Here is a 21,680-nt window from a genome sequence, read left to right as displayed (position 1 = left end):
CGCCGGAGTGTCTTTCGGGCGCTCCTCGGTCACCGGCGCCCGCCACTGCACGAAGAAAGCTGAGTCCCCTGAACCTGCAGGCCCCGCGCCGCTTCGGCCCCCTACGCGACAAGCACTCCCGCCCCTACCTGGTCACCGCCGGGCTCTCGATGATGGGTGACAACATCGAGCACGTCATCACCTACTGGGTGCTGTGGCAGGTGTTCGAATCGCCCTGGCTGGTGGGCTTCCAGGTGATCAGCCACTGGCTGCCCTTCCTGATGTTCTCCGTCCTCTTCGGCGGCCTGGCGGAGAAGTACGACTGCCGACGCATCATCCAGATCGCCCAGGGGCTCTTCGCCTTCGTCTCGCTGGCCTGGGGGCTGCTGTTCCTCACGGGCACTCTGGAGATGTGGAGCGCCTGCGTGCTGCTGGTGCTGCACGGCTGCGCCGGCGCGCTCTGGGGCCCGGCCGAGCAGCTGATGCTCCACGACTTCGCCGAGCCGCGCGAGCTGCCCAGCGCCGTGCGGCTGAACGCCACCTTCAAGAGCCTCGGCGTGCTCGCCGGGCCGGTGGTTGGCTCGGTGTTGATGCTCCTGCTCGGGCCGACGTTCGGGATCCTCGCCAACATCGTGTTCTACCTGCCGATGACGCTGCTGATGCTCCGCACCCCCTTCACTGGGCACTCCCGCAGCGGGTACGTGCACCGCGAACGGATCTCGATCCTGGACACCCCGCGCGTGCTGCGCACCGTCGGCAATGACAAGGTGCTGGTGGGCATGATCGCCCTGGCCGGCCTGATCGCGGTGTGCGTCGGCTCCTCGCTCCAGGTCTCGATGCCGAACTTCGCCGACACCCTGGGCGCCGCCGATGAGGGCGGCCTCGGCTACGGCGTGCTGCTGTTCGCCAATGGCATCGGGGGAGTGGTGGGCGGATTCCTGCTCGAGGCCACCGGGATCCTGAAGGTCGACGTGCGCGGCGCCGTCATCGCTGCGGTGATGTTCGGGCTGACCTCGCTGATCGTCGCGACCACCACCCATTACGCAGTGGCGGTGATCGCGCTCGTGATCGGCGGCGTCGCGAACCTCGCCGCCACCGCGATCGGTCAGGCGCTGGTGCAGCTTCGCGCCCCCGAGGACCAGCGCGGCCGCGTGGTCGGGGTCTATTCGATGATCGGCAGCGGCATGCGCACCGGCAACGGCATCTCCCTCGCCTGGCTCGGCGCGGTGCTCGGGGTGAGCGGCGCCGTGGCCGTGGGCGGGATCGCGCTGGTGCTCGGTGCGCTGCTGATCGGCGTGCTGGTCGCGATGCAGACCCGGCGGGGTCTCAGCGCCTGAGGCTCGAGCGTTGGGCCGGGCCCGTCTGCGTTCTGACCCGCCAGCGCTCTGACCCGCCAGCGTTCTGACCCGCCTGTGCTCTGACCCGCCAGCGTTCTGACCCGCCTGTGCTCTACGCGCAGCTGTTGCTCCGTCGAACTCCGCCGTTGCGCTGCTCGCGCTGAGGTCGCTCAGCTGGTGCGGCGGCGGTGGTACCAGAGCAACCCGGCGCCACCGGTCAGTGCGAGCGCCGCGAGCGCTGCGGGGCCGGTGACCTCCGCGCCGGTCTCAGCCAGCTCCTCGCCACCGCCGTCGGACGACTCGCCGCCGTCCGAGGCGTCGCCGTTCCCGGAGGAATCGCTGCCGGTGCTGCTCCCGTCGCCCGCACCGTCACCGACCGTGCCGTCGGCATTCGGGGTCTCAGCCTCGGCGGGCGAGATGCCCACCTGGCCGTTCGAGACCCCGTGGGCGAACAGCGACGTCATCAGCACGGCGAGGGAGGCCGCCTCCCTCTGCTCAGCTGTGTACTCGGGGGCTGCCGCCGGGAAGTCGTTGGTCGCGGGAGCGGGGGATGCCGGTGCGGGGGGCGAGGGCTTCTGCTCGGACGCGGTGGGGCCAGCGTCGGCCGTCGGCGCAGGATCATCATCCGCGCTGGGGGACGGCGTCGTCGGTGTGGTCGGCGCGGGGTCCGGGCTCGCCGAAGCGGACCGGCTCGGCGAGGCAGGGGAGTCATCCTCGTCGGGAGCGGTCGTCGGATCCTCGGTCGGATCTTCCGTCGGATCCTCGGTGGGATCGTCCGTTGCATCAGGCGATTCGGGGGTCTGCGGAGGATCCGACGGCTCGGCGGGATCCTCGGTCGGGGTCTCCGGACCGGTGGACTCCGGAGGATCGCTGGGCTCGACTGGCTCCTCGGGCGGATCCGTCGGATCCTCGGGCTCGTCCGTCGGCGGATCCGTGGGGTCTGGATCGGGGGTCGGTTCTGGGTCCGGATCCGGTGTGGGCTCGGTCTCAGGATCCGGCTCCGCCTCGCCGGTCACCGTGAACGAGCCGGTCGCCTGCTGCTGGAGCACGTTGATGACGACCGAATAGTCACCGGCCGCTGACGGCGTGAACGACGACGAGACGGAGCCATCGGCGCGCACCGGGGCGCTCTGGGTCTGGCGGGTGGAGTCATCGCCGGGCACGAAAATGCTGATGGTCGCCGACTCGTACGGCGCGAAACAGGTACCGGAGACCAGGACGGAACCGCCGAGCTCGGTCGATGCCGCCGAGGCGCTGGCACTGTCCCCTGCCTCGCAGGTCTGCATCGGAGCGATCTCCGCCGGCACCGGCGCCGCCTGCGCCGCCGCAGGGCCCACGAGGCAGGCGACCGCGAGCAGGAGTCCCGCACCGCCACGAAGGGCGGCCCGGTCGCGACGAACGATCATCGGAACTCCTCGGAAGACATCTGGAACCAGTCATACTGTAGGAGGCAACGCCGCCGCGTGGTTCTCGGGCAGTTCATCCCGAGGCAAACTTTTTATGAACACCTGTCACGGTGGTCGTATGGAGGAGCACGACATGACCCAGGACGACGTCGCCGTCGAGACCTCCCGTGATCCGTGGCATCCGCAGAACCGGGCGCGTGAGCTGGGCATCGGCCTCACCGAGGAGCAGGCGCGCGAGATCGCCGGCGATGCCGAGTCGGTGATCCGCGAGATCGCGACCATCGTCGAGGGCAAGGACGAGGTGGCCCGGATCGCCATGCTGGTGCTGCTGGCCGGCGGCCACCTGCTGATCGAGGACATCCCGGGCGTGGGCAAGACGATGCTCGCCAAGGCTCTGGCCGCAGCGCTCGGCGCTGAGCGCCACCGCATCCAGTTCACTCCCGACCTGCTGCCCGGAGATGTCACCGGCGCGAGCGTGTTCAACCAGGCCAGCAGCGAGTTCGAGTTCCGTCCCGGCGCGGTGTTCACCCAGATCCTGCTGGCCGACGAGATCAACCGCGCCTCCCCGAAGACTCAGTCCGCACTGCTCGAGGCGATGGAGGAGCGGCAGGTCAGCGTCGACGGCACCACCTACCCCCTGGCCGAGCCGTTCATGGTGGTCGCGACCGCCAACCCGGTCGAGATGGAGGGGACCTACCGGCTGCCCGAGGCGCAGCGGGACCGCTTCCTGGCCCAGACCACCATGGGCTACCCGGTGGCCTCGGCCGAGGCGCGGATGCTCGCCGCCCAGGCCGGGCCGGTGCGCGACGGGGACCACGACCTGGTCGACGCCGTCGCCGAGCGCACCAGCCCCGAACGGATCGCCGCCCACGTGCGCGCGGTCCGCAGCGTCTACGCCTCCCCGATGATCCTGGAGTACGTCGTGCGGCTGGCCGCGGCCACCCGCTCCCACCCGCAGGTCACCCTCGGCGCCTCCCCGCGGGCCGCCGTGCACCTGGTGCGCGCCGCGAAGGCGAATGCCGTGCTCGCCGGGCGCACCTTCGTCACCCCGGAGGACATCGCCGCCGTGATCATGCCGGTGTGGCGCCACCGCATGCACCTCACCCCCCAGGCCCTCTCCCGCGGGGCCAGTGCCGGGGACCTGGTCGACCAGGTGCTGCGCAGCACCCCGCAGGCGTGACCCCGCGCCCCGGCACCCGCTTGCGCCCCACCGGGCGCGGCATCGTCGTGCTCGTGGGCTGCGCGGGACTGTGGGTGCTGGGCGACCTGGCTCGCGTGACGCCGCTGCGCCAGCTCGCCGCCGCCCTGCTGCTGATGCTGGTGATCGGGGCGATCGGGATCGCGGTCAGCAGCGTGGGCCTGCGCCCCACCCGCCGCCTGGTGGACGACGCCGTCCCTGTCGGCGCCACCGCCCGGGTGATGCTCGAGCTCGCCGGGACCCCCTGGATCACCGTGCTCCCGCTGGGCCGGGGCATCGCCCGCGAGCACCTGCCCGAGGAGCTCGGCGGCCAGGGCGACCTGCCGTTGAACGGGCAGATGCCGCACGTGCTGCGCGTCGGCCGCCGCGGCGGCCACCCGCTCGGCCCCTACTCCCTGATCGTGCGCGACGTGCTGGGACTGTTCCACCTGCGCCGCACCGTCGCCGACGGACTGCTGCTGACCGGATTGCCGGTGGTCTCCGAGATGACCCCGGCCGCCGAACGCGCCACCGGCATCACCCGCGAGGGGGCGTTCAGCGCCGCCCCCGCCCCCGGAATCGGCGAGATCGGACCCATCGCCCGCCCGTACGCCAGCGGCGACGACATCCGCCGCATCCACTGGCGCGCGAGCGCCCGCACCGGCCAGCTGATGACCCGCGAGGACGAGCCCGCCGCCGGGCACAGCGCCGTGATCGTGCTGGACACCAGCCGTCGCGAGAACCCCTCCGGCCAGGTCGAGGACGTGCTCGTCTCCCACGCCGCGACCGTGCTGGACGCCCTGGGCCTGCACGGCTGGGAGGTGCGGATCGTGGACGCCTCGGGGGACGAGATCACCCGCACTGGCCGCCGCCGCGGCATCCCCGGCCCCTCGCCGCTGGGCAGTGAAGCGGATGCTGTCGAGCTGCGGGCCTCCCTCCTCGCCCTCGCCGAGGTGGACTTCGACGACGACGCCTCCGGCGGCATAGGCCATGACCACGCCACCGGCCACACCGCCCTCGCGATCGCCCTGGGTCCCGACGACGGCGAGCCCTTCTCCGGTCTGGACCTGGACCGCTTCGCCGGCCGCTCCACCCACCGCACCGCGATCGCGCTGCGACCCGCCCTCGACGACGGGGACGACCAGCCTGACCCGCCGCCGGCCCGCCGCATCGGCCCGGCCGACGGCGAGGACTTCGGCCACGCCCATGAGCAGCACGTCCGCGAGCTGCAGACGGTCCGCGCACGGCACACCCCCCTCCAGTCCCAGCTCGGGGCCTGGACCCTGGTGCGGGGCACCACCGCGGACACCCTCGACGACCTGCTGACCACCGCCGAGGAGGAGACGCCGTGAGCCCCCTGATGGGCCGGCCGACCCTCGAGGGGCCCCACCTGATCGGCCGCGCCCTGCTGCTGCTGGCCGCCCTGCTGCTCGCCTCCGCCCCTGTCTCCCAGCTGCTGGCCGGCTCGTCCTGGCTGCTGCTGACGCTCACCGCCACCGCCCCGGTCATCCTCGGCGGGATCGTGCTGCGACGCCTGCTGCGCCCCCTGATGCTGGTGCCCCTGGCCCAGATGGGGCTGATCGTGGTGCTGGTGCTGGTGGTCGAGATCGCCCAGGGCCTCACCCGCTGGCAGGACGGCCCGCTCCAGATGCTCCGCGACCAGGTCGAGATCTTCAGCAGCGGGGTCGACGAGCTGGTCACCGGCATGGCCCCGCTGACCCTCGGTGCCCCCGGCACCGTGCTCGTGGTGGCGGTGATCGCGCTGATGACGCTGCTGCTGGACCTGATGTACCTGGACCTGGGATGGCACACCCCCACCGGTCTGCTGCTGATGGGCGCGATCCTGGTGCCCGCCCTCCAGCAGCCCTCCGGTGGCCCCTGGTGGCACGTCGCCGCCCCCCTCCTCGCCGGCGCCGCGATCCTCACCACCCGCACCGTGCACGCCGATCCCAGCTACCTCCGCGGCGATCGTCGGCCGCAGGCGGGTCCCGCCGCCCATCCCCGCCGCACCCTCGCTGTGACCGCGCTCTGCGTGGCGCTGGTGGCGGGGCTGACCCCGTTGCTGGCCCCCGCACTGCCGCAGCTCGCACCCGCCCGGATCGCGCTGAACGTCGACCTGCTCCAGCGTTGGCAGGACCCCAACGCCCCGGCGCTCGGCCCGGTGATGATCGACGACGACGTCTCCGTGCGCCGCTCGCTCCTCCAGCAGGAGGACACCGAGGTGCTGCGCTACACCACGACCGCCACCGAGGATCCCTCCTACCTGCGCCTGCGCACCCTGAACTCCTTCGATGGCGAGACCTTCCGCGGCGACGCGGAGGGGGACGAGCTGGTGATGGGCACCGCCGCCTTCAGCGACTCCCGCGACGACGGCGTACCAGTGCGCGGCAGCGCCGAGGACTTCATCGACACCACCATCGACATCACCAGCTTCGCCGGCGACCGTCTCCCCGTGCCGGACAACGTGCGCGAGGTCCAGGCCGCGGACCGCGCTCTGGACCGGGCACTGATCCTCCAGCCCTCCAACGGGGAGGTCGCTCTGCAGCGCGCGTCCGCAGGGCTGATCGGACAGCGTTACACCGTCGCCTCCGAACCGCGCAGCTCGACCGCCGAGCAGCTGCGTGCCGTGGACCCCGCGGTGTTCCAGCAGCCCTTCGAGGTGGGCTACTCCTCCCAGGACGAGGTGCCCGCGGCCGCCACCGAGCTCGCCGAGACCGTCGCCGCCAGCACGGGTGCCGAGACCGGCTTCGACACCGCCGTCGCCTACCAGGACTACTTCCGCAACTCCTTCGCCTACTCGCTCACCGTCAACACCGCCCCGGGCGAGGACCCGCTGGAGTCCTTCCTCGCCGACCGCATCGGCTACTGCGAGCAGTTCGCCGCGGCCTTCGCCCTGATGATGACCTCGCAGGGCTACCCCTCCCGCGTGGTCATCGGCTTCACCGCCGGCGAACAGGACGGCGACGAACGGAGGGTCAGCGCGAAGAACGCCCACGCCTGGCCCGAGGTGTGGTTCGGCCCCGAGCACGGCTGGGTGCGCTTCGAGCCGACCCCGGCCGCCGCGGCGAACGGAGTGACCCCTCCCGGCGTGACCGACGCGAGCGCCTCGCTGGACACCCCCGACTCCGCGCCCGAGGGCCCGGAGGAATCGGACCAGCCGACGGAGGAGACGCCCAGCGGCGAGGAGGGCACGACCGACGAGCAGACCACCGAGGACACCTCCGCCGCGGAGACGTCCGAGGGCAGCAGAGGGTCGGCCCAGGCGACCGTGGAGCGCCTCGGCGGAGGCGTGCTGGGCCTCCTCGGGATCGGCACGCTGCTGGCCGCGGCGGCTGCCGCGACGGTGCTCCTGATCCGACGCCGCCGGCTGCGCGCCCGCGACGAGCGCTGGGCAGCGCTGCTCGGCGGGGGTGCTGGCGGAGGCGGTGCTGGTGCTGGCGGGGTCGGTGGCGGTCCTGGTGCTGGCGGTGCTGGCGGTAGCGGTGCCGGTGCTGGTGCCCGTGGAGACGCCGCCGCCTCGCCCCTGGCCGCCGAGCGGATGCATCGCCGCGCCGGAGAGCTGGCCTGGTCCGAGCTCACCCGCGAGCTGGCCGTGCGCGAGACCGCGATCCGCTGGCTCGGCATCACCGGGGCCTGGGGCCGGCCACCCACCCGGATCGGACTCGACCCCGCACTGCCCCCGGCCCGCGCCCTCACGGACCTGCTCGACCAGATCGGTGCTGGGAAGCTCGACATCACCGCCGAGCAGCGCGACGCCGCGGTAAGGATCGCCTCCGCCTACACCGCCGCGACCTACGCCGCGCCGCTGCCGGAGGAGCCCACGCCTGCGCCCAGGTCAGCAGCACCCTCTTCTTCGCGCACACCCACGCCCGCGCCGAGCGAGCGACCCCAGCATCCGCTGCGCCACGACTCCGATCAGGTCATCGACCTGATCCGCAGCGCCCGCTGACCCGCACCGCCCGCTGACCCGCCCTCCCGGGCCGGTGGAGCCAGCGGCCAGCTCTCGAGCGCGCCCGGCCCGATCTTTTGCGTGCCTCACGACTGATGCGCGCCGTCGCATCGGTCCTGCAGGGCGCAGAAGCCGGCTCGCGGCGTGGCGCGGGGCCCGGCGGGGAACGGAGCCCGGCGTGGCGCGGGGCCCGGCGGGGAACGGAGCCCAGCGTGGCGCGGGGCTCGGCGGGCCAGGGCTCGGGGCCCGGCTGGCCGGGGGTGACGGCGCAGGGGCCCCGCGAAGGGCCGGCCCGTCAGTTGTTCGTCGGCTCTGCGACCTCGGCGGCGCCCTCGGCGTTCTCTGCGGCGACCTCGTCGGCCGGGCGGCTGGCGCCGGCCCCGGCGCCGAACAGCCGGTGCGCGGCCTGCTCCTCGAAGATGCGCGCGGCACGCAGCGAGTTCACCTCGCCCACCACCGGGTTCGGCTGATGGGTGGCGCGGCTGCCGCCGTAGAGGGAGACCAGGTTCATCGCGACCGCGCGCTGGTTGCGGTGGCCGATCATCTTGGTGATGTGCACGCCGAGCCAGGCGGCCCAGCCCAGCGAGCCGGAGAGCCCGCCGAGCACCGGGATCTCCGCGATCGCGGCGTGACGGCCGATGGTGGCCATGGTGCCGAGGTCGGTGTACTTGAACTTCTTGCGCGGCTTGCCGGCGACCTCCGCGGCGATCGCGCGGGCTGCGGCCTGACCGGACTGGATCGCGGGCTGGGCGAGCTGGGGGAGCGGCTCGTCCTGACCGGCGATATCTCCGGCGGCGTACACCCCGGGGAAGCCCTTGACCTGCAGGTAGTCGTCCACGGCGATCCGACCGCGCTTGTCCTGGGGGAAACCCCACTCGGAGACCATCTTCGGGATCCCGACACCGGCCGCCCAGATCGTGATGTCGGATTCGAGAACCGAATCGTCATCGAGCACCACGTGGTCGTAGCCGACCTCCTTCACGCCGCGGCCCAGCTGCAGGACCACGCCGCGGTCCCGCAGCTCGTCGGCCGCGTACTGGCGGTACTTGGTGGAGAACTCCTTGAGCACCTCGTCGCCGCGCTGGAGCACGGTGAGCTGCAGCGTGCCGGGGTCCATCTCCGGGTAGAGGATGTCCAGCTCCTGCATGCGGAAGTCCGCCAGGGCGCCGGCGATCTCCACGCCCGTCGGCCCGCCGCCGACGATGCACACGTGAAGCTTGTCGTGACTGTGGCTGAGGCCGGCCTCGCGGCTCGAGCGCTCGAGCTCCGAGAAGACGCGATCGCGGATCGCGAGCGCCTGGGAGCGCGTGTACATCGGCATCGCGTGCTCCTCGGCGCCGGGCGTGCCGAAGAAGGTGGTGGTCGCACCGTTGGCGAGGATCAGGTAGTCGTAGGAGATCTCCTGCTGGCCCTTCTGGCCCTCGTCGAGGCGCACGACCTTCCGCTCGGGATCGATGCCCTGGACCTCGCCCTGGCGGTAGCGCATGTTCGGGACCTTGAGCGAGAGGCCGCGCAGGAACATGGTGACGTCGCCCGGATTCAGGCCCGCGGTCGCGACCTGGTACAGCAGCGGCTGGAAGGTCTTGTAGACGTTGCGGTCGATCAGGGTGACCCGCACCCGGGCATCGCGCAGGGCGCCCACCGCGTGCGCGCCGGCGAAGCCCCCGCCGAGGATGACCACATGCGGCCAGCTCGCGCCGTCCTTCGCGGGGACGGTGGGGCGTCGGCTGAGGAATGGCAGCGGCATGACCATGGGACGGCCTCCTAGAGGTGACGGTGGTCGGCGCCCGGACGGGATGCTGGTGGCGTCCCGGTGGAGGGGCCGGCGTCGGGGGAGAGTGGGAAAGTCGGCGGGCTGCGGTCGGTGCCGGGCGGCGACCCGGGTGACACGAGCTCGAGATCCGGGATGCAGATCCGTCGAGCTCGGGGCCGGTGACGGGGCGCGGGGGAGCGGACCGTCCGAAGTCCCCGCCGATGCTACCCACTTCGCGCGCCGAGGGAGGGCCGAGTGGTCGGTTCGGGGCACGATTCACAAGGCGGGGCTGCCGTGGCCGACGGTTCCGGGCAGCCGAGGACGCACTGGCCCACGCACCGACGGACGGGTCAAGTGCAAGTAAAGCGCTCACCCGACCCCTGCCAAGTTCGAGACGCGGGTCACCCCGATAGGTGAACATTCGGTGACGGCTGTCGTCCGGGAAGGGGACTTCCCGGCGTGTCTCGGAGCACATGGGCTGAGATGAGGGCAGCACACGCATCGTTCACCCTGTTCTCACCCCGCCTTCAGGAGACACTCATGCCCGTCCTGCCCGTCCGTCGCCTCGCGCGCGGGACTTCCGTGGGCCTCGGTGCCGTCGCGCTGGTGGCCGCCTCGGCCCTGGTCCCCCTCGGGACCGTCGCCGTCGCCGCCGAACCTGGTGACGAAGTCACGCTGATGACCATCAACGACTTCCACGGCGCCCTCGGTGGCGCCTCTGATCTCGTCTGCGCGGTCGAGTCCGTGCGCGCTGAGAGCGCCACCTCGTTCCTCTTCTCCGCGGGTGACAACGTGGGCGGTTCCGCCTTCGAATCCGCCGTGCAGAACGACGAACCCACCATCGACGTGCTCAACGCGATGGGCGTGGACGCCACCGCCATCGGCAACCACGAATACGACCAGGGCATCGATGACCTCCTGGAGCGCATCGAGGGCCGCACCGACTTCCCGGATCTCGCCGCGAACGTTTACTACGCCGGGACCGATGAGCTGGTGCACGAGCCGTACACGGTCGTCGAGCGGAATGGCATCAGGGTCGCCATCATCGGCGCGGTCACGACCAAGACCGTCGGCAAGGTCAGCCCGGTCGCGATCGAGGGTCTCGAGTTCCGCGACCCGGTCGACGGTGTGAACGACGCCGTGCAGCAGCTGCAGGAATCCGGCGACGAGTATGACGTCGTCGTCGCCTCGTACCACGAGGGGGCGAGCGCGAGCGCCGAGCCCGGGATCGCCCCGCAGAACACCGATCCGATCTTCGACAAGATCGTCGGCGAGACCTCCTCCGAGGTCGACGCGATTTTCAACGGCGACTCACACCGTGCGTACAACTACACCGCCCCGGTCCCCGGCCAGGACGGCGAGGTCCGCCCGATCATCCAGACCGGCGCGAGCGCCGCGAACCTCGGCGCGGTCACCCTGAGCGTCGATGCCGAGGGCGACTGGGACGTGGTCGGAGCTCCCGGGCTGCGGGCCACCGCGCTGCCCGAGGGTGAGGAGTGCGCGGTCGACACCGAGGTCACCCAGGGCGTCACTCAGATCGCGCAGTTGGCGATCGACGAAGCAGCCGTCGTCGGTGCCGAGCCGGTCGGCTCCGTTGCCGGGGATGTCACCACCTCGTGGGACGACTCCAAGGCCTCCTACGTCGACGGCGTGCGCACCGCGAACGACCCGGTCGGGAACCAGGCCACCACCAAGGGCGACAACCGCATGCGCCACTCCGCCGCAGGCGACATGCTCGCGGACTCCATGAAGTGGTACCTCGAGGATGCGGGTCTGGCCGGCGACCGCGAGGTCATCGGCTTCATGAATCCCGGCGGCATCCGCGCCGAGCTCTGGTACGACCAGTCCGCCACCGGTGAGGGCGACGGCGTGGTCACCTACGCCGAGGCCAACGGGATGGTGCCCTTCGGCAACACCCTGAACTCCGGCGAGGTCACCGGTGCGCAGTTCAAGCAGATGCTCGAGGAGCAGTGGCAGCGCACCGCCGACGGCGGCGAGGTCGACGCCGGTGACGAGCCGTTCCTCGCCTTCAGCGTCTCCGAGAACGTCGAGTACGTCTTCGACTCCACGCTGGAGCGCGATCAGCGCGTGCTCGACATCCGCATCGACGGCGAGCCGATCGATCCTGACGCCACCTATACGATCGTCACCGCGAGCTTCCTCTTCGAGGGCGGCGACAACATGTGGGCCCTCTCCCAGGCTCAGGACGTGCAGGACACCGGGGTGCTGGATCGCGACGCGTTCATCGATTACCTCGAGGCGAACCCCGAGCTCGAGCCCGGCTACGCGCAGCGTCAGCTCGACCTGCAGATCCTCGACGGCGGCGAGTTCGACTCCGAGGCCGGCATCGACCGCGACCCGGTGCTGCGCATCGGCAACGTCGAGTCCCAGAGCCTCGGCGCCCCCGAGATCGAGACGGTCGTCGTCGACGCTGGCGAGCACGGCACCTTCGAGGCGCCCTACGCCATGGTCGAGGAGGCCGGCGGCCTGTTCGCCGACGTCACCCTCACCGACTGGCTGTGCGTTCCCGAGGGGACCGTTGTGCCGCTGACCATCACCGCGATCCCCGAGACCGGGACCGAGATTGTCATCGACATCCCTGCCTTCACCTGGACCGAGGGTGGGGCCCCCGCCGAGTGCGATGACGACGACACCGCCACGCCCCCTCCGGGTGACGGTGATGATGACGACGCCAACACCCCGCCCCCTGGCGACGGTGATGACGACGCCACCAGCCCGCCCCCGAGCGACGGCGGCGACGACCAGGGCGACGACAACGCTCAGGACGACGACACCACTGTGGTCACCCCGGTCGACGAGACCACCTCCGGTGGCACCACCGCCGACGGTTCCCGCTCAGACCTCGCTCGTACCGGCGTGAGCCTCGGCTCGATGGTCGCGGCAATCAGCATCGTCTCCTTCGCGGGAGTCGGAGTCCTGGGTCTGCGCCACCGCATGATGCGGCCCTGACCCAGCCCTGACGACGGAGGGGCCGGGTCCGCCCGGGGCCGGCCGCTCCGCTCTGGCTCGTCGGTCGCACGTCCCCGTTGCCTGCGGCATCATCTCTCTGAACCCCCTGGAGCTCTTCATGATTAGCATCGCCCACGGCTCCGGCCTCCGCTCGCGCCTCGCGCGCGTCGGCGGAGCGGCCGCAGCCCTCGCCCTCGCACTCGGCCTCGCCCCCAGCCTTACTCTGTCGGCCCAGGCTGCAGTCGTCGCGCCGGGCGAGATCCAGATCAATGAGATCTACGGAGGCGGCGGTAACTCCGGCGCCGCCTTCCAGAACGACTTCGTCGAGCTCGTCAACACCTCCGACACCGCCGTCTCGATCGACGGCTGGAGCCTGCAGTACGCCTCGAAGTCCGGCTCTTTCAACAACACCGTCGCCCTCGAGGGAAGCGTCCCTGCAGGCGGCACCTTCCTGGTCCAGCTGGCCGCCGGCAACGGCAATGGCGATCCTCTGCCCGCGGCGGATCTGACCGGCGGCATCAACGCCTCCGGCACCGGGGGCGTGTTCGCCCTCTCCGACGCCGAGGGCACCCTGCAGTGCAGCGGCACCACCTGTGCCGAGGACCCGGCCGTCGTGGATCTCGTGGGCTGGGGCGGCGCCACCACCTTCTCAGGGGAGGCCTCCGCGCCCGGCACCTCCAACTCCACCTCGGTCGCCCGGGTGGCGTCCACCGGCGAGAACTCCACCGACTTCGCGGCGGGCGCCCCCACCCCGGGGCAGCTCGCAGGCGATGGTGGGGATGACGGTGGCGGGGACGACGGCGAGCCGCCGGCCGACGCCATCGCCGCGACGATCCGCGAGATCCAGGGCACGGGCGCGGCCAGCCCGCTGGCGGGTCAGGCCGTGATCACCGAAGGCGTGGTCACCGCGGTGTACGCCACCGGAGGCCTGAACGGCTACATCATCCAGACCGCCGGCACCGGCGGGGCGCTGGACCTCGCCGCCCACACGGGCTCCACCGCCGTGTTCGTCTATTCCTCCGCCACGGCCGGCCAGGTCGCGATCGGCGACTCCGTGCGCGTGACCGGTGAGGTCTCCGAGTACTTCGACTCCACGCAGGTCAGCGTCGGCGCGAACGGCCTCGAGATCCTGCCCGAGTCGCTCGCCCCGGTCGAGCCCGTCACCCTCGAGGGCGGCTTCCCCACCGAGGAGGCGCAGCGCGAGAGCCTTGAGCACATGCTCTAACTGCCGGGCGAGGGCGACTTCACCGTCACCGACGTGTACAACACGAACCGCTTCGGCGAGGTCACTCTCGCGATCGGCGATCAGCCGCTGCTGCAGGCCGGGGACATCATGCGTCCCGGCGAGGAGGCCGCCGCCTACTTCGACAGCCGCGCCGAGCAGATGGTCCTGCTGGATGACGGCCGCACCACGAATTTCCAGAACAACGCCGGTGAGCCGATGAGCTGGCTGACCACCGAGGAGCCGGTGCGGGTGGGCGCCGCCCCCACCTTCACCCAGCCCGTCGTGGTCGCCTATACCTTCGACCAGTGGCGTCTGAACGTCACCACCCCCTGGACCTCCGCGGACTCCGACGGGGTCGACTTCGAGAACACCCGGGAGGATGCTCCCGACGAGGTGGGCGGAGACCTGCAGCTGGCCACCTTCAACGTGCTGAACTACTTCACCACCCTCGGCGAGGACACCCCCGGCTGCGAGCCGTACACCGACATGAACGGTGAGGGCACCACGGTGCGCGGCGGCTGCGACCTGCGCGGCGCCTGGGGAGCCGACGACCTCGAGCGTCAGCAGTCCAAGATCGTCAACGCGATCTCCGGCACCGACGCCGACGTGGTGGGTCTGACCGAGATCGAGAACTCCGCCCGCCTGGGCGAGGAGGCCGACGAGGCCACCGCCACCCTGATCGCCGCACTGAACGAGAAGGACGGCGAGGGCACCTGGGACTACATCTCCACCGGTGACGCCTACGCGGCACTCGGCCTCGAGGGCGGCCAGGACGCCATCACCAACGCGATCATCTTCAAGCCCGCTGAGGTCGCACCGCAGGGCGGCGCGCAGATCCTCGCCGGAGACGAGGCGTTCAACAACGCCCGCGAGCCGATCGGGCAGGTCTTCGTCCCGGTCCAGGGCAGCGGCGAGGAGCAGGTCGAGGGCGAGCAGGTCGAGGGTGAGCCGTTCTTCTTCACCATCAACCACTTCAAGTCCAAGGGCTCGAGCGACGCCGAGGACTCGGGCCTGCCCGAGGATCCGGTCCAGGGCAACGCCCGCACCTCCCGCATGCAGCAGGCCGAGGCGCTGCTGACCTGGGGTGAGGTGACGGCCGCTGAGCTCGGTGTCGAGGACGTCTTCCACGGCGGCGACTTCAACGCCTACACCCAGGAGGAGCCGCTGCAGCTGTTCTACACGGACGGCTTCGTGAACCTCGGCGAGACCCATGACCCCGAGGGCTGGTCCTACAGCTACGGCGGGATGGTCGGCTCCCTGGACCACGTCATCGCCAACGCCTCCGCCGCCGAGCGCGTCACCGGCGCGGATGACTGGCAGATCAACGGCCCCGAGTCCGCGATGGCGCAGTACGCCCGCTACCAGAACAACATCACCGACCTCTACGAGGCCGGGCCCTTCGGCTCCTCCGACCATGACCCGATCATCGTGGGCCTGGACGGCGGCTTCGCCGACAACGGCGGCGGAGATGACGGCGACGATGACGGCGAAGAGGGCCCGGCCGAGTGCGAGCACCCGGGCAAGGGCAACGGGAACGGCGGGAACGGCCAGGGCAGGGGCAAGGGGAATGGCAAGGGACATCCCCACTGCGACCCTGAGCACCCCGGCCACGGGAACAACGGGAGCGGGAACAACGGGAACGGGAACGGCCGCAACGGCTGATCCACCGAGCTCGCCTCCCCGGGACGTCAGCGGTGCCTTCCGACTACTGTCGGCAGTGCTCACCGCTGGCGTCCCGCCCCTGTGCGCACTGAACGAACGGAACCCATGACCACCTCTCCTGGCACTCCTGGGCTGGACGGCCCCGTCCCCACCAACCCCGCCGTCGGCCGCCTCACCTCCCAGGGGCCCACCCCCGGGGCGCTCGCCCGTCGGCTGGGCCTGCGCGATGCCGTGGTGATCGGCCTCGCCTCGATGATCGGCGCGGGAGCCTTCGTCTCCCTCGGCGCCGCCCAGGACCTCGCCGGCTCCCTCGCCCCGCTGGCAGTGCTGATCGCCGCGGCCGTCGCCCTGTGCAATGCCACCTCGACCGCGCAGCTGGCCGCCCAGCACCCCAGCTCCGGCGGGACCTATCACTACGGGCGCGAGCAGCTCGGCCACTGGTGGGGATTCCTCGCCGGCTGGTGCTTCGTGATCGGGAAGATCGCCTCCTGCGCGGCGATGGCCCTGGTGATCTCCGCCTACCTGGTGCCCGAACCGCTTCAGCGAATCGTCGCGGCGCTCGTGGTGGTGGCGCTGACCGGTGTGAACCTGGTGGGCATCACCCGCACCGCAGCGCTGGCCAGGGTGCTGGTCACGGTCGCGCTCGCCGCCCTGGTGCTGACTGGTGGGCGGCTGCTGTTCGGCCTGTCGGGCGCCTCGGCCGGTGGCGCCGCAGAGGCCTCGGGCGCCACGGCGGACAGCGGTGCAGGGCTCTGGGCCGTGCCGGGTCCACTCGCCGGTGCCCGCGCCGGGCTGTGGGACGGCGGACTGGCGGCGGTGCTCGGCGCCGGGACCGGGGGAGCGGCCGGGATCGTGCTCGCCGTGATCCAGGCGGCGGCGCTGATGTTCTTCGCCTTCGCGGGCTACGCCCGGGTCGCCACCCTCGGCGAGGAGGTCATCGCCCCCCGTCGCACCATCCCCCGCGCGATCCTGGTCGCCCTCGGCGTGGTGGCCGTGCTGTACCTCGCACTGTCGGTCGTGCTGGTCCTCGTCGGCCCCGCGCCCGGGAACCAGGGCTGGGGACCTGCGCCCTTCCTCACCGCCCTGCAGTCCGTGGGCGCCGGTGAGGGGTGGGGTGTGGTCATCACCGTCGGCGCGGTCGCCGCGGCGTCGGGCGCCCTGCTCGCCCTGGTCGCGGGCGTCTCCCGCACCATGCTCGCGATGGCCCGCGGCGGGGACCTGCCTCGCCCGCTCGCCAAGTCCAGCAACCGCTACGCGGTGCCGCAGCGCGCCGAGGCGGTCGCCGGGATCGCGATCGTGCTCCTGGTGCTGCTGGCATCGAACGTGCTGGTGGCGATCGCCGCCTCCTCCTTCGGCGTGCTGCTGTACTACGCGGTCGCGAACCTCGCCGCGCTCACGCAGGGAGACCAGTGGCGGCTGTTCCCCAAGGCGCTGCAGGTGCTGGGCCTGATCGGCTGTGTGCTGCTGGTGGCGGCGCTGCCCGGCAGCACCGTCGTGGCCGGGGTGGCCCTGGTGCTCCTCGGCGTCACCTACCGGGCGATCGTGCTGGCCCTCCGGCACCCATAAGGCTTGACTTATGCGACCGGAGCGGGGAGCATCGGGTCATGCACGCGCTCGATGTCCTCGGCGACCCCGTGCGGCGGCGGATCCTCGAGCTCCTCGCCGACAGCGGGGAGCAGGACGCGCCCGTGCCCGGCACCCCCGAGCTCAGCGCGGGGGAGATCGGCGAGGTCGTCCAGCAGGAGTTCGGGATCAGCCAGCCGGCCGTCTCGCAGCACCTGCGCGTTCTGCGCGAGCACGGCTTCGCCACAGTCCGGGCCGAGGGGCGACGGCGGCTGTATGCGGTCGACGCCCGCGGTCCGCGCGAGGCGAAGGATTGGCTCAGCCCCTTCGAACGGTTCTGGCTGCCGAAGCTCGACGCGCTCGGCACCGAGCTCGCCCGGGGGAAGCGGCAGCGCCGGCTCCGCGCCGACGTCGCCGTCTCGGCCCCGCCGCACGCCGTGAGCACCGTCCCGTCGGCCGCATCCGCGGACCCGACGGCACCCCTCGCCACCCCCACCCTCTCCGCGCCGGGCACCCGGTCCGCCGCAGCACCCACCCTGAAGGAGACCTGACATGGTCGACGTTCCCACCCAGCTGCAGTCCGTCACCCGCTCCTACCGCGAGGAGGAGCGCGACGGCGCCCCCGCCCACGTCCAGTCCCTCGAGCAGACCTATCCCGCCGCGCTCGCCGACGTGTGGGACGCGGTCACCACTGCCGAACGCATCCAGCGCTGGTTCCTGCCGATCAGCGGTGACCTGCAGCTCGGCGGCCGCTACCAGTTCGAGGGCAATGCCGGCGGCGAGATCCTCGCCTGCGAGCCGCCCGCCGACGGCACGGCGGAGTACTCCGTGACCTGGGAGATGATGGGCGGCGTGTCCTGGCTGACCATCCGCCTGGCCGCCGAGGGCGAGAACGCCACCCGCTTCGAGCTCGAGCACACCTCGCTCACCGCTGACATCCCCGCAGAGATGTGGGAGACCTTCGGCCCCGGCGCCACGGGCGTGGGCTGGGACGGCGGACTGCTGGGCCTGGGCCTGCACCTCGGCGCCACCGAGGGATCGCTCGCCCCGGGCGAGGCGGAGGCCTGGGCCTTCACCGACGAGGGCCGCTCCTTCTATCGCGGCGCCGCCGACGGCTGGGCCGTGGCGCACACCGCCTCCGGCGAGGATGCGGCCGTCGCCCAGCAGCGCGCCGACGCCACTTACGGCTTCTACACCGGCACCGGCCAGGACGGCGCCGGCCAGGAGGGCTGAGCGCGCCGGGCGGCCGGTCAGACGGCCCGGGCGATCACCACGAACTCCCGCCCGGGCCGGTCCGGGGCGTCACGGACCTCCTCGACCGCGAAGCCGGCGGCGTCGAGCGTGGAGCGAAGCTCCGCCTCGCTGCGCCAGCGCAACGTCGAGGTCGAGGTGATCGTGGAGCCGTCCTCGAAGGTGAACTCATCGGCGAAGGTGACCAGGGGCAGTGCGACCTCGAAGCGAGTGGGGCGGGAGCGGACCATGCCCAGCCCGGGCACCTCGTGGAGCGATTCCGCGGTGTCCCGCTGCCACTCCTCCCAGGCCCGCCGCTCGGGCCGGCGGGACTCGAACACGAGCGACCCGCCATCGCGCAGCGCCGATCGGATGTCGCGCAGCGTCGCCGCCCACGCCTCGTCGGTGACGAACACCTGGGCGACGTTGCCGGTCATCACGGCGGCGTCGGCCTCGAGGGCCGGGAGCTCCGCCGCGGTGCCGTGGATCCAGCACACCTGCTCGGCGTCAGGCTTCCCGCGGGCCACATCGAGGGAGGCGAGAGCGGGGTCCACGCCGGTCACCGCGATCCCGTCGGCCGCCAGGCGCACCGCGAGCGCGCCGGTCCCGCAGCCCACATCGATCACCGAGTGCGCGCCGAGCTCGGAGAGGATCGCGCAGTAGTGATCGAGATCGTCGCGCTCCCCGTCGAGGGTGTCGTAGCAGGCGGCCAGGCGCGGATCCGCGTAGATCGCATCGGGTCCGGCGGGCTGGTCGAGCGCGGAGGGCAGCTGAGGCATGGCGCCGACAGTACGGCGAGGCGTGTGAGCGTGGCGAGCTGTTTTCCCGTGTCGAGGGCTGGTCGGCGAGGAACCGCACCGCGGGCTCAGACGAAGCCCGTCCAGGTGGTGTCGGCATCGATCAGCCAGTGGTTCCGCAGGGTCAGCGCGCGCTCGCTCGCCGCCAGGGCGCCGGCGATGATCAGTGACGTGTTCGCCCAGGCCGGCAGCTGGATCGGGGAGGTGAAGGTGCCCACCCGCTCGGCGACCACGTCCAGGCTCGTCACCAGCTCCGCAGCCTGAGGCACCATCAGGACCAGGCCCACCAGGAGGAGGAGGATCGCGAGCAGCCCGATGGCCCGGCTGGCCCCCGGGTGTCGTCGGCCGAAGCCGGCGCGCAACCCCTCGAGCGAGCGCCGATGCGGACGCAGCGTGCGACCCTCGCGGCTGCCTTCGAGCACATGATGCATCCGGGTCAGCCCGTAGGTGCTGGTCGCCACCTCGATCACCCCGCCCGGCACGGCGAAGGCCACCGGCGGGTTCGCGATCTGCTGTTGCAGGCCGTCGCGGTACAGCGCCACCGGTGCATGCCGGGCACCCTCGGCGATCTTCCCGCCCTCGAGCTCGGCAGCGAGATAGCGGACGTCCACCGCGTAGTGCGCGGTGCGCCCCTCGAGCTCGGCCGGATCCAGGAAGAACTGGGTGCGCGTCAACAGCTGCCACCAGCGCTGATCCTTCAACGCGCTGCCGTCACCGGGCTTCGCCCGTCGGAGCTGTCGAGAACGCTTCAGCCGCGTGAACATGATCCTCCCCAGTGGCGCGGTACCGGGCCGCGGAGCCGCGGCACGCCTCCATTGCACTCGATCCGTCGGCCGCGGCACCAGTGCGATCTGTCATCTCCTCCGAAGGGAGGAGCACGAGTTCATGCTGCCGAGAGGCGAGTGAGGCTGCGCTCGAGCAGCTCCTCCGCAGAGGTGACCCGCCCTCACTGCGCCGCCCAGAGCAGGTCGAGGTCAGGGCTTCTCGAGCCGATCCGATCCCTGCCCCTGACGCAGCTCCCGCGGCAGCTCCTCGAGCAGGCGCAGCCACAGCTCGGAGGCGGCCGGGTAGCTCGGCACCGCATGGCGCAGGACGTGCACCGGCACCTGCCCGACGATCGCGATGGTCGCGGCATGGATCAGCTCGGAGGCGTCGGGGCCGACGAACGTCGTGCCGACCAGAGTGCGCGTGGCTCGGTCGATGACCAGCTGGGCGGTGCCGGTGACGTCATCGCGCAGCAGTGCGGAACCGGCCGCCCCACCGAAGGGGACCTGTGAGGTGACCACGTCGTGCCCGGCCTCCCGGGCCGCCGCCTCGGTGAGGCCGACGGAGGTGACCTGCGGATCGGTGAACACCACCTGCGGCACCGGCACCGACTCGGGCACCGGCTCGAGCGTCTCGCCGGTGGCGCCGGCGCGGATCGCCTGCCCGATCACGCGGGCCCGATACTTGCCCCAGTGCGTCAGCGGTGCCTCCCCGCTCGCATCGCCCACCGCATGCAGCCACTCGGGCAGCGGCGCCCCGGTCGCATCATCGGAGACGGGGGCCTCGGCGCCGGTGACGTCCTCGGCGGTGAGCCCGATCGTCTCGAGGCCGACATCGCTCAGCCGGGGCCGGCGACCGGTCGCGGCCAGCACCTCGTCGGCGCCCACCTCCCGGCGCCCGCGCGCGTCCTCGACCTGCAGCGTGACCCGCCCGCCGTGGATCCGGCCGAGACCGGTCTCCGCCGCTCCGTCGCGCTCGCCGCCGAGGACGGAGGTGCCGAGCTCGACGGTGACCCCGACTTCGCGCAGGGCATCCAGCACGTGCTTCCCGGCGAAGGGCTCGAAACCCGGCAGCAGGGAGGTGCCGCGCACCAGCAGGGTGATCTGTGCGCCGAGTGCCGCCATCCAGGTCGCGGCCTCGACCGCGACCACTCCGCCGCCGACGATCACCAGCTCGCCGGGCACCTCGCGCACCCCGGTCGCATCGCGCGAGGTCCACGGCAGCAGTTCCCGCAGCGGGGCGGGGATGACCGCCTGGGAACCGGTCGCGAGCACCACCGCGCGGCGGGCACGGAGCCGGGTGCTGCCGCCGGTCCCGCCCGCCTCGACCAGCACCTCGCGCTCGCCGACGATCCGGCCGTGCCCGCGCACCACCTGCAGCCCCGCCCCCTCGGCCCACTCCACCTGCCCGGAATCGTCGTAGTGCGAGACCCAGGTGTCGCGTCGAGCGAGCAGCTCCTCGCGGTCGACCGCCGGGGTGCCGATCCCCGGCAGGTGCGCCGCGGCGCCCGCGACGGCGAGCGGTCGCAGCAGCGCCTTCGAGGGCATGCAGGCGTAATAGGAGCACTCGCCGCCCAGCAGCTCGCCCTCGACGATGATCGCGGTCAGGTCGGTGCCCTCGATCGCGTACTGGGCGACGTTCTCGCCGACGGGCCCGCCGCCGACCACGACGACGTCAGCGGTCAGATCAGCGGTGAGGTCAGCGGTGAGGTCAGCGGTGAGGTCCGCAGGGGCAGACGCGGGGACCGATGCAGGGGCAGGTGCGGCGGAGCTGAGAGTGGCCATCACCACACGCTACGCCACCGGAAATTTGTCTCTCATGAGCTGTGAACGGCGCAGAGGCGTCCAACGCTCACCACTGACAGATC

15 protein-coding genes are annotated in these 21,680 nt (G+C 72.0%); 10 read left to right on the top strand and 5 right to left on the bottom strand.

Going from position 1 to position 21,680, the window contains the following annotated elements:
- The first annotated feature begins 59 nt into the window (after positions 1 to 59).
- Positions 60 to 1,316 carry an MFS transporter gene (locus Q0937_RS03025; protein ID WP_299299666.1) on the top strand — a complete coding sequence of 419 codons (1,257 nt, stop codon included), beginning with the start codon at positions 60 to 62 and terminating at the stop codon, positions 1,314 to 1,316.
- 170 nt (positions 1,317 to 1,486) lie between these two features.
- Here the strand turns inward: Q0937_RS03025 and Q0937_RS03020 are convergent, their stop codons facing one another.
- A complete protein-coding gene (locus Q0937_RS03020; RefSeq protein ID WP_299299563.1) occupies positions 1,487 to 2,722 on the bottom strand; it encodes an LPXTG cell wall anchor domain-containing protein in 1,236 nt (411 codons plus the stop codon).
- Positions 2,723 to 2,855: 133 nt separating this feature from the next.
- Here Q0937_RS03020 and Q0937_RS03015 point away from each other — a divergent pair, with 133 nt between their 5' ends.
- From Q0937_RS03015 to Q0937_RS03005, 3 genes are read left to right on the top strand one after another with little or no spacing between them, the layout of a single operon-like run.
- Positions 2,856 to 3,902, top strand: coding sequence for a MoxR family ATPase (locus Q0937_RS03015; protein ID WP_299299561.1), 1,047 nt, complete (start codon positions 2,856 to 2,858; stop codon positions 3,900 to 3,902).
- Complete coding sequence (locus tag Q0937_RS03010) at positions 3,899 to 5,251, top strand: DUF58 domain-containing protein (RefSeq protein ID WP_299299559.1); 1,353 nt, start codon at positions 3,899 to 3,901, stop codon at positions 5,249 to 5,251. The genes Q0937_RS03015 and Q0937_RS03010 overlap by 4 nt, the downstream gene beginning before the upstream one ends.
- A complete protein-coding gene (locus Q0937_RS03005; RefSeq protein ID WP_299299557.1) occupies positions 5,248 to 7,848 on the top strand; it encodes a DUF3488 and transglutaminase-like domain-containing protein in 2,601 nt (866 codons plus the stop codon). The genes Q0937_RS03010 and Q0937_RS03005 overlap by 4 nt, the downstream gene beginning before the upstream one ends.
- Before the next feature lie 295 nt (positions 7,849 to 8,143).
- Here Q0937_RS03005 and Q0937_RS03000 read toward each other — a convergent pair whose 3' ends face one another.
- Positions 8,144 to 9,595: an NAD(P)/FAD-dependent oxidoreductase gene (locus tag Q0937_RS03000; RefSeq protein ID WP_299299664.1), complete on the bottom strand. Its 1,452-nt coding sequence runs from the start codon at positions 9,593 to 9,595 to the stop codon at positions 8,144 to 8,146.
- Positions 9,596 to 10,141: 546 nt separating this feature from the next.
- Here Q0937_RS03000 and Q0937_RS02995 point away from each other — a divergent pair.
- The 6 genes from Q0937_RS02995 (at position 10,142) to Q0937_RS02970 (ending at position 18,254) form a co-directional block, all read left to right on the top strand.
- On the top strand, positions 10,142 to 12,571 hold the full coding sequence (locus tag Q0937_RS02995; protein WP_299299555.1) for a bifunctional UDP-sugar hydrolase/5'-nucleotidase: 2,430 nt from the start codon (positions 10,142 to 10,144) through the stop codon (positions 12,569 to 12,571).
- Between the two features lie 118 nt (positions 12,572 to 12,689).
- On the top strand, positions 12,690 to 13,796 hold the full coding sequence (locus tag Q0937_RS02990; RefSeq protein ID WP_299299553.1) for a lamin tail domain-containing protein: 1,107 nt from the start codon (positions 12,690 to 12,692) through the stop codon (positions 13,794 to 13,796).
- Entirely contained in the window at positions 13,797 to 15,458 is a 1,662-nt protein-coding gene (locus Q0937_RS02985) for an ExeM/NucH family extracellular endonuclease (protein ID WP_299299662.1), read from the top strand.
- Between the two features lie 105 nt (positions 15,459 to 15,563).
- On the top strand, positions 15,564 to 17,024 hold the full coding sequence (locus Q0937_RS02980; RefSeq protein WP_299299551.1) for an APC family permease: 1,461 nt from the start codon (positions 15,564 to 15,566) through the stop codon (positions 17,022 to 17,024).
- 38 nt (positions 17,025 to 17,062) lie between these two features.
- Positions 17,063 to 17,572 (top strand): helix-turn-helix transcriptional regulator, encoded by a 510-nt coding sequence (locus tag Q0937_RS02975; RefSeq protein WP_299299549.1) that lies wholly within the window; start codon positions 17,063 to 17,065, stop codon positions 17,570 to 17,572.
- Between the two features lies 1 nt (position 17,573).
- Positions 17,574 to 18,254: an SRPBCC domain-containing protein gene (locus Q0937_RS02970; RefSeq protein ID WP_299299547.1), complete on the top strand. Its 681-nt coding sequence runs from the start codon at positions 17,574 to 17,576 to the stop codon at positions 18,252 to 18,254.
- Positions 18,255 to 18,271: 17 nt separating this feature from the next.
- Here the strand turns inward: Q0937_RS02970 and Q0937_RS02965 are convergent, their stop codons facing one another.
- The 3 genes from Q0937_RS02965 to Q0937_RS02955 form a co-directional block, all read right to left on the bottom strand.
- Complete coding sequence (locus Q0937_RS02965; protein ID WP_299299545.1) at positions 18,272 to 19,030, bottom strand: bifunctional 2-polyprenyl-6-hydroxyphenol methylase/3-demethylubiquinol 3-O-methyltransferase UbiG; 759 nt, start codon at positions 19,028 to 19,030, stop codon at positions 18,272 to 18,274.
- Between the two features lie 86 nt (positions 19,031 to 19,116).
- Positions 19,117 to 19,812: a hypothetical protein gene (locus Q0937_RS02960; RefSeq protein WP_299299543.1), complete on the bottom strand. Its 696-nt coding sequence runs from the start codon at positions 19,810 to 19,812 to the stop codon at positions 19,117 to 19,119.
- Between the two features lie 210 nt (positions 19,813 to 20,022).
- Positions 20,023 to 21,597 carry an FAD-dependent oxidoreductase gene (locus Q0937_RS02955; RefSeq protein ID WP_299299541.1) on the bottom strand — a complete coding sequence of 525 codons (1,575 nt, stop codon included), beginning with the start codon at positions 21,595 to 21,597 and terminating at the stop codon, positions 20,023 to 20,025.
- Between the last annotated feature and the right edge of the window lie 83 nt (positions 21,598 to 21,680).

It is taken from the genome of uncultured Brachybacterium sp., assembly GCF_947500705.1.
Lineage (GTDB): Bacteria > Actinomycetota > Actinomycetes > Actinomycetales > Dermabacteraceae > Brachybacterium.
Note: the sequence above shows the minus strand (reverse complement) of the source record. Positions and strands in the feature narration are given on the sequence as shown.